The 12,811-nt window shown below is 70.9% G+C and carries 10 protein-coding genes; 4 read left to right on the top strand and 6 right to left on the bottom strand.

Annotated elements, in window-relative coordinates; genetic code table 11:
• Positions 1-16: 16 nt before the first annotated feature.
• Positions 17-436 carry a PPOX class F420-dependent oxidoreductase gene (locus tag U9R90_RS30445; RefSeq protein WP_411060075.1) on the top strand — a complete coding sequence of 140 codons (420 nt, stop codon included), beginning with the start codon at positions 17-19 and terminating at the stop codon, positions 434-436.
• 49 nt (positions 437-485) lie between these two features.
• Here U9R90_RS30445 and U9R90_RS30440 read toward each other — a convergent pair whose 3' ends face one another.
• Positions 486-716, bottom strand: a complete 231-nt coding sequence (locus tag U9R90_RS30440; RefSeq protein WP_411060074.1) for a hypothetical protein — start codon at positions 714-716, stop codon at positions 486-488.
• Between the two features lie 111 nt (positions 717-827).
• Positions 828-1,265, bottom strand: a complete 438-nt coding sequence (locus tag U9R90_RS30435) for a MarR family winged helix-turn-helix transcriptional regulator (protein ID WP_411060072.1) — start codon at positions 1,263-1,265, stop codon at positions 828-830.
• Between the two features lie 130 nt (positions 1,266-1,395).
• Between U9R90_RS30435 and U9R90_RS30430 the strand changes: the two genes are divergently transcribed.
• On the top strand, positions 1,396-1,578 hold the full coding sequence (locus U9R90_RS30430; RefSeq protein WP_411060070.1) for a ribbon-helix-helix protein, CopG family: 183 nt from the start codon (positions 1,396-1,398) through the stop codon (positions 1,576-1,578).
• A 25-nt stretch (positions 1,579-1,603) separates the two neighbouring features.
• Here U9R90_RS30430 and U9R90_RS30425 read toward each other — a convergent pair whose 3' ends face one another.
• Positions 1,604-3,067 carry an NCS2 family permease gene (locus tag U9R90_RS30425; protein ID WP_411060069.1) on the bottom strand — a complete coding sequence of 488 codons (1,464 nt, stop codon included), beginning with the start codon at positions 3,065-3,067 and terminating at the stop codon, positions 1,604-1,606.
• Between the two features lie 207 nt (positions 3,068-3,274).
• On the opposite strand from U9R90_RS30425, the gene U9R90_RS30420 reads away from it, so the two are divergent.
• Together U9R90_RS30420 and U9R90_RS30415 are read left to right on the top strand one after the other, a co-directional pair.
• Positions 3,275-3,583 (top strand): DUF2530 domain-containing protein, encoded by a 309-nt coding sequence (locus U9R90_RS30420; RefSeq protein ID WP_411060067.1) that lies wholly within the window; start codon positions 3,275-3,277, stop codon positions 3,581-3,583.
• Between the two features lie 98 nt (positions 3,584-3,681).
• Entirely contained in the window at positions 3,682-6,192 is a 2,511-nt protein-coding gene (locus U9R90_RS30415; RefSeq protein ID WP_411060066.1) for an HAD-IC family P-type ATPase, read from the top strand.
• A gap of 40 nt (positions 6,193-6,232) precedes the next feature.
• On the opposite strand, the gene U9R90_RS30410 is transcribed toward U9R90_RS30415, so the two are convergent.
• From U9R90_RS30410 to U9R90_RS30400, 3 genes are all read right to left on the bottom strand, one after another.
• The gene (locus U9R90_RS30410) at positions 6,233-8,158 is read right to left on the bottom strand and encodes a protein kinase domain-containing protein (RefSeq protein ID WP_411060065.1); all 1,926 of its coding nucleotides are present in this window, start codon (positions 8,156-8,158) and stop codon (positions 6,233-6,235) included.
• Between the two features lie 144 nt (positions 8,159-8,302).
• Positions 8,303-8,860, bottom strand: a complete 558-nt coding sequence (locus tag U9R90_RS30405) for a maltokinase N-terminal cap-like domain-containing protein (protein ID WP_411060064.1) — start codon at positions 8,858-8,860, stop codon at positions 8,303-8,305.
• 134 nt (positions 8,861-8,994) lie between these two features.
• A complete protein-coding gene (locus U9R90_RS30400; protein ID WP_411060062.1) occupies positions 8,995-12,108 on the bottom strand; it encodes a sacsin N-terminal ATP-binding-like domain-containing protein in 3,114 nt (1,037 codons plus the stop codon).
• Between the last annotated feature and the right edge of the window lie 703 nt (positions 12,109-12,811).

Genomic DNA, 12,811 nt, shown 5'->3' with positions numbered 1-12,811 from the left:
CCCGGACCGTGCATGCATGGAAGGCATGACGACACCGGACACCCCCACCAGCCCAGCACTCGCCCCCTTCGTCAAGCAGTACGCCGTACTACTCACCAGCCACAAGAAGGACGGCACGGGAGTCGGCACCCCCGTGAACATCGCGGTCGAGGGCGACCACGCGTACTTCCGCACCTACGCCAAGGCCTGGAAGGTCAAGCGGATGCGGAACAACCCCGAGGTCGAGATCGCCCCCTCAACGTTGCGCGGCGCCCCGACCGGCCCGGAGATCAAGGCACGGGTGCGCCTGCTCGACGCGGGCAGTGACGAGAACAGGCACGCGGCCAAACTCATCGCCCGCAAGTACCCGTTCCTGCACGGCTTCCTGGTGCCGCTCGCCCACAAGGTGAAGCGCGACAAGACGCTGCACTACGAGGTGCGCGTCCTGGGCGAGTGACCGAGCGTATGACCGGGCAGGTGACCGGACGAGCGGCCGGGCGAACGACTCACTTCCGCCGCAGCAGCCGCTTGAGCCCGAAGGTCACCCCGAACGCGACGGCGAGGACGACGGCCCCCAGCGCGTAGTTCGGGCTCCCCTCGTCCTCGCCACCCCCCTCACCCGCACCGGCCGAACTCCCCTTCTCGCCCTCCCCCTTGCCTCCGGAGGGCGACGGGCTCCCCTTGCCCGCCACCGCGACGGCCCGCACCGGGCTCCGCTCGCCCTCGGACCCGTACATCNGCGGGTGATGGGGTCGGGGGTGGCTGGTCCGGGGGCGGAGTCTGCTCCGGATCCCGTACTCAAAAAGGTTCGCCTCCTTGCGGCTCAGGTACGTCGTTTCCGTCAGTAACTACAGATGCGCGAGCTTCTCCAGGACGGGCGCGGCGGCGCGAAGCTTCGCCCACTCCTCCTCGTCCAGGTCCGCGGCAAGACCGGCCAGCCAGGCGTTCCGCTTGCGGCGGCTCTCTTCGAGCATCGCCTCGGCGGTCTCCGTCTGGCTGACCACCTTCTGGCGGCGGTCCTCGGGATGCGGCTCCAGCCTGACCAGTCCCTTGGCTTCGAGCAGGGCCACGATGCGGGTCATCGACGGCGGCTGCACATGCTCCTTGCGGGCGAGCTCGCCCGGCGTGGCGGAGCCGCAGCGGGCGAGCGTGCCGAGTACCGACATCTCGGTGGGGCTCAGCGACTCGTCGACCCGCTGGTGCTTGAGTCGGCGGCTGAGCCGCATGATCGCGGAGCGCAGGGCGTTCACGGCGGCAGCGTTGTCGCCATGGGAAAGGTCCGGCATGTCGTTAGGGTAACTCATTACCCTGACTAAGGACCAGTGAGTTTGAACGTGCCACCAACATCACCCATACGAGTGAGCTGATTCCGAAAAGTGACGCACCGACCGCCCCCGCCCGGCGACCCTGAAGCGCATGGGGACCAACGTGCTCAGCCTGCGCATAGACGGGGAGCTGCTTGAGCGGCTCCGGCGACACGCGGCCAAAAGAGGAATGAGCGTCCAGGACTACGTGGTCCGGACGCTCACCCGTGATGACTTCGACGAACGCTTCAAGGCGGCGGTGGACGAGACGGAGAAGTTCTACGGCGTGCCGTGAGGGAGGGGCGTAAAGGAGTGGGGGCTCAGGTCAGCCCGAGCGCCGGCATCAGGTAGTAGAAGCCGAAGACCGCCGACACCGCGTACATCGCGATCGGCACCTCACGCCCCCGCCCGGCGACGACCCGCAGCACGGTGAAGCTGACGAAGCCGATGCCGATGCCGTTCGTGATCGAGTAGGTGAAGGGCATCATCACCATCGTGAGGAACGCCGGGATCGCGATCGTGTAGTCCGTCCAGTCGATCGCACCGATCGAACCGGACAGGATCAGGAACCCGACCGCGAGCAGCGCCGGAGTGGCGGCCTGGGACGGCACCATCGTGGCGAGCGGCGTCAGGAAGAGCGCCACGGTGAACAGTCCGCCCGTGACCACGTTCGCGAAGCCGGTACGCGCACCCTCGCCGACGCCCGCCGTGGACTCCACGAAGCAGGTGGTGGCCGAGGACGAGCTGGCGCCACCCGCGGCGACGGCGATGCCGTCGACGAACAGCACCTTGTTCATGCCCGGCATATAGCCGTCCTTGTCGGTCAGCCCGGCCTCGTCGCTGACGCCCATGATCGTGCCCATCGCGTCGAAGAACGTCGACAGCAGCACCGTGAAGACGAACAGGACACCGGTCAGCAGGCCGACCTTGCCGAAGCCGCCGAAGACGCTGACCTCGCCGATCAGCCCGAAGTCCGGGGCGGCGACCGGATTGCCGGGCCACTCGGGGGTGGTCAGCCCCCAGGACGGGACCGTGGCGACCGCGTTGATGACCATCGCGAGGACGGTCATCACGACGATGCTGAGCAGGATCGCGCCGGGCACCTTGCGGACGATCAGGGCGAGCGTGAGCAGCACGCCGAGCACGAAGACCAGCACCGGCCAGCCGTTGAGGTGGCCGTCGCCGCCCAGCTGCAGCGGAACGGTGGTCTGCGCCGCGTCCGGGATACGGGAGACAAAGCCCGCGTCCACCAGCCCGATCAGCATGATGAACAGGCCGATGCCGATCGCGATGCCCTTCCGCAGCCCCAGCGGCACCGCGTTCATCACCCGCTCCCGGAGCCCCGTGGCGACCAGCAGCATCACCATGAACCCGGCGAGCACCACCATGCCCATCGCGTCCGGCCAGCTCATCCTGGGCGCGAGCTGCAGCGCGACCACGGTGTTCACGCCGAGGCCCGCGGCGAGCGCGATCGGCACATTGCCGATGACGCCCATCAGCAGGGTGGTGAAGGCCGCGGTGAGGACGGTGGCGGTGACCAGCTGGCCGTTGTCGAGCTGGTTGCCGTACATGTCCTTGGCGCTGCCGAGGATGATCGGGTTCAGCACGATGATGTAGGCCATCGCGAAGAAGGTGGCGAACCCGCCCCGCACCTCACGGGCGAGCGTGGAGCCCCGCGCCGAGATCTTGAAGTAGCGGTCGAGGGCGCCCCGCGTGGGCTGCGGCTGCGACGGTGACTGCGGCGGCCCGGAGGCAGCGGCCTGGGCGGGGGCCGAGGGGGACATGCGTGACCTTCGAGGCGTGGGGAGAGGGAGAAATCACCTCAAGCCCGGCATCACTTGTGGCTTCCGACGAACGAAAGCGGCCAGGCCGAAGTCGTTTCAGTATGAATACATAAGGAAGAAATCGCTATCTCCGCGCGTAGACCCCTGGGGCGTACGGGACCGACGGGGTGCGCGCACCCCGTGCCCGCGCCCTCGTAAGCTGGTCGCATGGCCGGACTCTTCTCGGGACCCATCAAGCACGAGGCGCCGGAGCCCCTGGAGGGCCCGGTGGTCGCCACCATCATCGGCGGCACCCTCCTCTGGTTTGTGCTGTTCCTCGCGCAGCTCCCGTTCTACGGCTGGTTCGAGGACAACGACCGCCTGTGGTGGGTGTGGACCCCGCTGGCCGGTGCGGGCCTCGGGCTGATCGGCATCTGGTACGTGCGCAAGCGCGACACCGCGATCAAGCGCTCGCGGGCAGCAGAGGCGCAGGCGGCGGCCGAGGCAGCGACGGCCCCGAAGGACGACCCCTCCTAGCACCCCCGTAGTACCCAGGTCTGATCTTGCGCCACCAGAACCCTGATTACGGCCCCCTCGGCGAGTGAACGGCTCCTCGGCCCCGTACCGTCAGAGGCATGACGCAGCGGGCAGATCTCGACACCGACGGACCTGAGCCGGGAGGCGGGGGGCGGCAGCGCTCCATCGACGCGGGGTCCGAACTCGACCCCGTACACCCGGTCCCCTCACCGGAGTCGTCAGGTGAGCCCGACACGGCACAGCGCACCGGGGCCACCGCCGTAGCCGTCAGCACCCGCGGCCTGACCACCGCCGAGGTGGCCGAGCGGGTCGCGCGCGGAGAAGTCAACGACGTCCCCGTCCGCAGCAGTCGCTCCATCGGCGAGATCGTCCGCGGCAACGTCTTCACCCGGTTCAACGCGCTGATCGGCGTCCTATGGGTGATCATGCTGATCGTGGCGCCGATCCAGGACAGCCTGTTCGGCTTCGTGATCGTCGCCAACACCGGAATCGGCATCATCCAGGAGCTGCGCGCCAAGAAGACCCTGGACAACCTCGCGGTCATCGGCGAGGCCAAGCCGACGGTCCGCCGGGACGGCGTCGCCGCCGAGATCTCCACCTCCGAGATCGTGCTCGGCGACCTCATCGAGATCGGCCCCGGCGACAAGATCGTCGTGGACGGCGCCGTCGTCGAGGCGGACGGCTTGGAGATCGACGAGTCGCTGCTCACCGGTGAGGCCGACCCGGTCCTGAAGAAGCCCGGCGACCCGGTGATGTCCGGCAGCTTCGTGGTCGCGGGCGGCGGCTCCTTCACCGCGACCAAGGTCGGCCGAGAGGCCTACGCCGCGCAGCTCGCCGAGGAGGCGTCGCGCTTCACGCTCGTCCACTCCGAGCTGCGCTCCGGCATCTCCACCATCCTCAAGTACGTCACCTGGCTGATGATCCCGACGTCGATCGGCCTCGTCATCAGCCAACTGGTCGTCAAGGACGACAACTTCAAGGAGTCCATCGCCTACACCGTCGGCGGCATCGTCCCGATGATCCCCGAAGGCCTGGTGCTGCTTACCTCGGTCGCCTTCGCGATCGGCGTCATCCGGCTCGGCCGCAAGCAGTGCCTGGTGCAGGAGCTGCCCGCCATCGAGGGCCTCGCGCGCGTGGACACGGTCTGCCTCGACAAGACCGGCACCCTCACCGAGGGCGGCATGGACGTCACCGAGCTGCGCCTGCTGGACGGCTCGGACGACTCGTACGTACGCAAGGTCCTCGGCGCACTCGGCGAGTCCGACCCGCGCCCGAACGCGTCCCTCCAGGCGATCATCGACTCGTACCCGGACAACGAGGAGTGGCGCTGCACCGAGTCGCTGCCGTTCTCCTCCGCCCGCAAGTACAGCGGCGCCTCCTTCAGCGAGGGCAACGGCGAGAGCTCCACCTGGCTGCTCGGCGCCCCCGACGTGCTGCTGCCCACCGGCGATCCGACCCTCACCGAGATCGACCACCTCAACGAGCAGGGCCTGCGCGTGCTGCTCCTCGCCCAGGCGGCCGGGGAACTGGACTCCCCCACGGTCTCCCAGGGCGCGCGGGCGGCCGCTCTGGTCGTCCTGGAGCAGCGGCTGCGCCCCGACGCGGCGGACACCCTGCGCTACTTCGACGAGCAGAACGTCGCCGCGAAGGTCATCTCCGGCGACAACGCGGTGTCGGTCGGCGCGGTCGCGGGCAAGCTCGACCTGCCCGGCGCCGAGAACACCGTGGACGCCCGTACGCTGCCCGCCGACCAGGGCGAGATGGCCCAGGCTCTGGAAGACAACGCGGTGTTCGGCCGGGTCACCCCGCAGCAGAAGCGGGACATGGTCGGCGCGCTGCAGTCACGCGGCCACACGGTCGCCATGACCGGCGACGGCGTCAACGACGTACTGGCCCTGAAGGACGCCGACATCGGCGTCTCGATGGGCTCGGGATCCGAGGCGACGCGCGCGGTCGCCCAGATCGTCCTCCTCAACAACAGCTTCGCGACGCTGCCGTCGGTCGTCGCCGAGGGCCGCCGCGTCATCGGCAACATCACCCGCGTGGCGACGCTCTTCCTGGTCAAGACCGTCTACTCGGTCCTCCTGGCCCTCCTGGTGGTCTGCACCCAGGTCGAGTACCTCTTCCTCCCCCGCCACCTGACCCTGCTCTCCACCCTCACCATCGGCGTCCCCGCCTTCTTCCTGGCCCTCGCGCCGAACAAGGAACGCGCGCAACCGCACTTCGTACGACGCGTGATGCGGTACGCGATCCCCGGCGGCGCGATCGCGGCGACGGCCACCTTCGCCACGTACCTGCTGGCCCGCCACCACTACACCGGGCCCGCCGCCCGTGAGGCCGAGACCAGCGCGGCGACCCTGACCCTGTTCCTGATCGCCATCTGGGTGCTGGCGATCATCGCGCGCCCGTACACCTGGTGGCGGATCGCGCTGATCGGCACGATGGGCTTCGGCTTCCTCCTGGTCATGGTCGTGCCCTGGCTGCAGGACTTCTTCAAGCTGCAGCTGGTCGGTACGACGATGCCGTGGGGCGCGGTCGGGATCGCGGCGGTCGCGGCGCTGGGGATCGAGTTGGCGTTCCGGTGGGTGGATCGGCGGGTGCCGGCGTAGAGGTCCCGCAGCGCTGGCGAGGGACTCTCAGGGCCCTGTTCTAGTAGGGCACGGTGTCGCACCAGGTCTCCGCCCAGGCAGAGGCACCGTGCTTGTTGGCCGCGCGCACCGTCACGCAGATCTCGTCGCCGGAGAACGGGCCCTTGATCGTGTAGCTGGTGCTGCCGGTGGAGTAGATGGTGTCGACGTTCTTCTCGGTGAAGTTGCTGCCCTTGTTGGTGTAGTGGATGTCGTACCTGGTCGCTCGGTCGATCGCTGACCAGCTCGCCTTGATCGGCATGTCGCACGCGCCGATACAGGAGTTGGTGTACGCGAGTTCGTAGCCCTTCATGGCGGGCGGCGGCGAGTCGGAGGACGAGCCGCCGGAGTCGGAGGAACCTCCGCCGTCCGAGCCCGAAGAGCCGGACGACCCCGCCGAGTCGGTCTCGCCGCTGGTGCCGGTGCCGCCACCGCCGGAGCCGCTGTCGGCACCGGATGAACTACCACCGCTGTCGGCGACCGGCGCCCCGGAACCGCCGTCGCTCTCCTGGGCCTTCGGCTTGTCCGGCCCGTCCCCGTCGTCCTTGCCGTCGTCCTTGCCGTCGTCCTTGCCGTTGTCCTCGTCCTGCTCCTTCTTGTCGTCCTCGCCCTTGGCGTCCTCCTCGCCCTTGCCGTTACCGTCCGTGGAAGGTGAGCTGCTGGGCGTGCTCGGCGAGTTGCTGACACCGGGCGTGGCACTCGCGCTGCTGCCCGGCGGCTGGGCGCGCGTTCCGTCCCCGCCCCCGAAGGGCTGGAGCACGGCGACCGTGCCGCCGCCGACGGTGATGACGGCGACGATGGGCAGCGCGATGAACGTGCGCCGCCGACGGGGCCGCCGTTCCTGCTCCTGCTCCTGTTCCCGCTCCCGTGTCGTGGCGCCGTCGCCCGCCGGGTCGACTTCGGGAGGCCCGTCCTTACGCCGCAGCCCGACGGTCGCCAGGTCCACCGGCTCCTCCCGCATCGGCACCGCCTCGGCGTCGAGCAACCGGGCGGACTGCTGAGCGAGGTGCGCGACAACGTCGGCGGGCAGCCAGGCGCCGCGCCCGGCAGGGGCACGCGTCCGCCCGGGGTCCTCCAACAGCTCGTCGACGCCCGGCCGTCCGTCGATGTCCTTCGTCAGACACCGGGCTATGAGCGCCCGCAGCGAGGCGTCCGCGACCCGCGTCAGATCGGGCTCGCCCTCCACGATCTGGAACATCACGGCGTGCTGGTTGCTGGCCCCCTGCCCGAACGGCAGCTGCCCGGTCGCCGCGTACGTCAGTACGCACCCGAGGGTGAAGACATCGCTCTTCACCCCGGCGCGCTGCCCGCGCACCTGCTCCGGCGACATGAACCCGGGGGATCCGACGGCCATCCCCGTACTGGTCAGCAAGGACTCGACGGACGTCTCAAGCGCCCGCGCGATCCCGAAGTCGATGACCTTCGTACCGTCCACGGTGAGCATCACGTTGGACGGCTTCAGGTCGCGGTGCACGATCCCGGCGCCGTGAATGTCCCCCAGCGCCCTCAGCAGCCCGTCGGCGAGGGCGTGCAGGGACTCGGCCGGCAACGGCCCGTGCCGCCGCACGACCTGCTCAAGCGAGAGCCCGGGAACGTACCCCGTGGCGACCCACGGGGGTTCGTCGCCCGGACCCGCGTCGAGCACCGGCGCCGTGTACCGCTCCCCGACCTTCCGCGCCGCCTCGATCTCGCGCCGGAACCGCGCCCTGAACTGCTCGTCGGACACGTGCTCTTCGTGGACCACCTTCACGGCTACGGTCCGCCCGCTGTCCGACCGCGCGAGGAACACCCGCCCCATGCCACCGGCACCAAGCCGCCCGAGGAGCAGATACGGCCCGATGCGTGCGGGGTCGCTCACCGTGAGCGGCTTGATACCCCCGTCGACGCTGCCGTTCCGCTCGTCCCGCTCATCCCGTTCGTCGCGCCCATCCCCACCCGTACCGCCCATGATGGTGTGAATCCCCCCGACTCTTCCGCCTGGTCAACGGCGTAACTCGAATGAGAATAGGCGTTGTTGATGCGCCGGGTGAAAGTGAGGTCGCGCGGTACGGACGGGACGCCAGTCCGACGAGACGCCGGGCCACCGAAAGCCTTAGGCGAGTACGCCCCGCGCAGCCGTTCCGTCCGGCCAGGTCCACCCTGCGACGAGGCGTCCGGACGGCTCCTGCGCGGCCTCCGTCGGCCGCAGGACGCGGTTGATGTGAACGTCGAGCCCGTCGTCGGTTCCGTGCACGGTGACGGTCGGGTCAGGGGTGTCGCTCTCATTCTGGTGCTGCGGTATCGCCTCGCCGCGCAGGAGGGCGCGCAACCGCGCCCTCACCACCGGGTCGTGGACGCCGTCGTAGATCCATCGGGTGCCGAGCACCCCGTGCTCGGAGGTGCCGATCAGCGCCTCGCCGGGGACGTCCGACAGTGCCGTACCGCGGTAGGCCATCGGCACCAGATACGCCACCGGCTCGGGCGCGCTGGTGTCCACCACCACCATGAACTCGATCCCGACCGCACCCTCCGGATCATCCAGACGGAAGCCTCCGGCCCTGACCAGTTCCGGCGTCTGCGCGTCGCCCACGTACCAGCTCTGCTTCGGCAGCCAGTCGGTGAGCAGCTCCAGCTTGGTGGGCGTCATGGTCGTGCGGTGGATGGTGCTCATGCGAGTTCCCTCACGTAGGTCCGAGTCTGTCCTCCAACGGGATGTGATCGAACCTATAGGAGCGGTGGCCAGGACCGCGTCCCTCGCCACCGAGGTGAGGGGACGCACCCAGGTCCGGCGGCCGGAGAGGGCCGTCAGTCGAACCAGCGGTCCCGCGCCAGCTCCTCCGTACGGGACGGGTCCTCCAGGAGCGCCGCCACCTCGAAGCGACGCGGCCACTGGGCCGTGGCCCAGGCCAAACCGGCCGCCACGCCCTCCAGGGTCGCCGCATGGACCGTCCCGTCCGGCGTCCGGCGCCAGTCCAGGTCACCCAGCTCCTCGTGCTCGCGGTACGTCGCCGGGGTCGCGGGCCCGAGCAGCACCCGCACCGAGTCCGGTACCACCCGCTCAACACCCTCGCCCGGAACCGCCGCAGCGCCCACCTCGCTGAGCCGCCGCACCTGGAACAGCTCCGCCAGCTCCGCCGCCCGCGCCGGACGCACCGGCAGCAGCGCCAACCCCGCGGCCAGGGGGAGCAGATCGGGCGCGTCCGCGACCACCGCGTCCGCCGCGTCCACCACCCGCACCTCGCCGTCCACCACGGCCCGCAGCTCGTCCGGCAGCGTCACCTGCTCCGGGTCCAGGTCGGCCAGCGCCCCGTAGAGGGCGTGCAGTTGGGCAGCCGACACAACCCGCTCCGGCTCGGCGAGCCGCTCGAGCAGCTCGGCCGCACCGCCGGGCTCGTCCAGCAGCGCCGCGACCGAGGTGCGTACGCCCAGCGCCCGCAGCACCTGCTCGTCGTCAAAACCGGCCGCGTCCACATCCTCGTACAGTCCAGCCAGCAGCGGGTCACCACCCGCGGCCCGCAGCCCGGCAGGACGGCGCCCGTCGAGCACCGGATGGCCGCGCAGCCACCAGGCGGTGTAAGGCCGTACGGACTCGGTCGTACCGTCCGGCAGCAGCACCCGCACCGGCTGCGTCAGCGCGTCCCGCAGCGGCGGCTGCGACAGCAGCGCGAGCGCCTGCGGCCAGCGCTCGTCATCGACGAGATCCAAATCCCGCACGGCGACGATCTCCGTGGCGACCGGCGGCACCGGCGAATCCGGCAGCTGGTCGAGTACGTCCTCGCTCCACACATCCACCGCGTCGAGCAGCCCGGCATCATCAGGCTCGGCGAAGTCGCCTTCCCTGGGCTCAAGCTCATCCGGATCGAGAACGACATCACTGGCCCGTACGAGGGCGAAGTTGGCGAGCACCCCGCACGCGGCAAGCGGCTGCTCGCCCCACTCGTCGGCCAACTCGCCATCCACCGCGGCCAGCTCACCCTCCCGCATGACCTGCGCGAAGGGACTGCCGGGCAACACCAGCTCACCGGCCGGAGCGAGCTCTCCGTCCTCGTCGGTCAGCGCGAGCGCACCGAGCCACGGCTCGTCACCGGGCTCAAGTCCCGCTTCCCGCACCAGAGTCAGCACGACCCGCGCCAACTCCTCCGCATCCGGCGCGTCCTCGTCCCACACATCGTCATCCAGCGACCCGGCGACGGCGGCCCGCACCTGGGGCGTGGTCAGCACGGCACGCGGGGTGGCGGCCAGCGCGCCGAGCTTCTCCAGCAAGGGGTGCGCCGCATCCGCATGCGCGACCTTGAGGCCGAGCCGGGCCAGATCGCCCGGAGTGTCGGCACCGGGCAGCAACACCTGCCGGGGTCCGATGGTGGTCCGTCCGTCGGCCAGCGGCACCGGCAGCCCGGTCAGCCGGTCCGGGTCGACGCCGGCCAGGGACTCGTACAGCCGCCACCACCAGCCGGGTTCCCGCTCAAGCCCGGCCAGCCGGTCCACGGCGTCCTGCAACGACACCCGCGCGACACCGAGCGTCCGCAGCTCGACCCGCCGCTCAAGCCCGGCGGGCAGCAACGTCGGCAGCACCTCGGCGAGCACCCGTACGGTCTCGGCACCAGCCCCCTCCACGACCTCCGCCTCGAACGGCCGCAGCACCACAGGCCGTTCTCCCCGTACGCCCTCGCCGTCGCCGTCGTCCTCCGCACCGGGAATCGCCGGCACCAGGAACGCCACCCGCGGCAGCCGCTTAAGAACCGCCGCCCGCAGCGCGCCGTCCAGCTCGGCCTGCCCCAGCGGCCCCGGCACCAGATCAACCGTTCCGACGGTCAACGGCCGCCAGTCGGCCAGCAGCCCGCAGTACAACTCGGCGGCACGTTCCACCAGGAAGTCGGTCAGCGGGCCCGGGGCGACATGCCGACGCGCGGCGTCCATCGGGAAGGAGGCGATCAGCAGCGCGGGCAGACCCAGCGGCTCGTCGCTCGGCGTCGGCGCGTGCACGACAGGGCCGGTACGGGGCCGGGCCGGAGCGCCCTGCCCGTCCACCGGGACGGCCCAGGTGACCGACCAGTGGGGCCGCAGCCGCTCCTCGACGGGCCGTCCTTCCAGGAGCGTACGGTCCAGCGCCCCACCTCCCGTGGCAACCCGCCACCGGGTGACACCCTCCCTGCTGTCCTCAATCCGAACGCACTGCTCGCTCTCCTGGCTCCGCCTGAGAGTCCGCGTACCGTCCGCCGTCTCGACAACGACCTCAGCCAGCCCCGGAAGGGCCAGCAGCAGCGCGTCATCGACCGCGTCGAGCAGCCGCTCCGCGAGCGCCTCGGCGGCAGCGTCCCGCAGCGGCAGGATCACCACGGTGTCGTACGACTCCGGGGCGGTGCCCTCGGCCGCCATCGGCAGCCGCAGCAGCGGCACATGCCCGTCCCGGCGACGCAGTTCGTCATCGAGCCCCTGACTGGACGCGGCGGCCTGCCGGGCCAGTTCCCGCGCCTCGGCGAGCGAGAACCGCACGCCGCCGGTACGTCCGACGACGGCTGGCTCATCACTCACCGCGAGCACAGCCGCGAACCCGACGCCGAAGCGTCCCACGGAGGACTCGTGGCCCTCCCGCTTGGCGGAGGCGCGCAACGTGCTGAGGGACTCGACCCCTGCGGCGTCGAGCGGCACGCCGGTGTTGGCGGCGGCGAGCACTCCGTCGCGCAGGGTGAGGCTCAGCCGGCCCGGCGTCCCCGCGCGGGCCGCCGCGTCGGCGGCGTTCTGCGCCAGCTCGACCACGAGCCGGTCCCGGTACCCCCCGAGCGCGAGATCCTCTTCGGCGTTCGCGTCCTCCCGGAAGCGGGCCGGGGCGGTGCTCCACGCGTCGAGCACCGCCCGGCGCAGACGCGCGGTACCGAAGGGGTCGGTCCCTTCGGGGGCGGGCCGCACGAATTTCCTCACGGGGGTCTGCCTTTCTCACGGTGGCTGCCGCCCGAAGGTACCGCGTGCGGGTGCCCGGGCCTTACTTACACGGTGCCCCGTACCGACCCGGGGCGCCCCCGGGTGCGCCGTGGCGGGGTGAGGGTGCCCCTCGGGCTTGTCTTCACGGTGCGCCGTGACGGGGTGAGGGTGCCCCTCGGGCTTGGTTGCACGGTGCCCCGTGGCGGGGTGAGGGTGCCCCTCGGGCTTGGTTGCACGGTGCCCCGTGGCGGGGTGAGGGTGCCCCTCGGGCTTGGTTGCACGGTGCCCCCGCGGCAAGAGGAGGGTGTTGCCCTCCGGGCTTGGTGAAACGGGTACCCCGTAGCGAGGGGTTGTGCCCACCCGTTCCGCCCTGCGGAACGATTGCCCACAACCGGTAGGCGACGGGTGCTGCCCGTAGCGAGTGGGGGCTGGGTGGGTGTGGCGCCGGGCCTCAGGCGCACGACTGGCGGAGGGTGCACGGCGGCGAGCGCGTCCGCCCCACCGGGCCGTGAGGCGCACGACTGGCGGAGGTGCCCGGTCGCGAGCGCGTTCGCCCCCACCGGGCGCAAGGCGCGTAACCGGCCGGAGGGGACGGGGCGGGGGGTGCGCGCGCAGCGCCGACGGTCCACACCGGGATCCCTATGCCACCACCGGATCAGACGTCGGCGTGAGCACGTACCCCCCGACGCGGCCCCGCCCCACA

Source organism: Streptomyces sp. E11-3, from assembly GCF_046540415.1.
Taxonomy (GTDB): Bacteria; Actinomycetota; Actinomycetes; order Streptomycetales; family Streptomycetaceae; genus Streptomyces.
The sequence above is the reverse complement of the archived record's forward strand: the minus strand, read 5'-3'. Positions and strand labels throughout refer to the sequence as shown.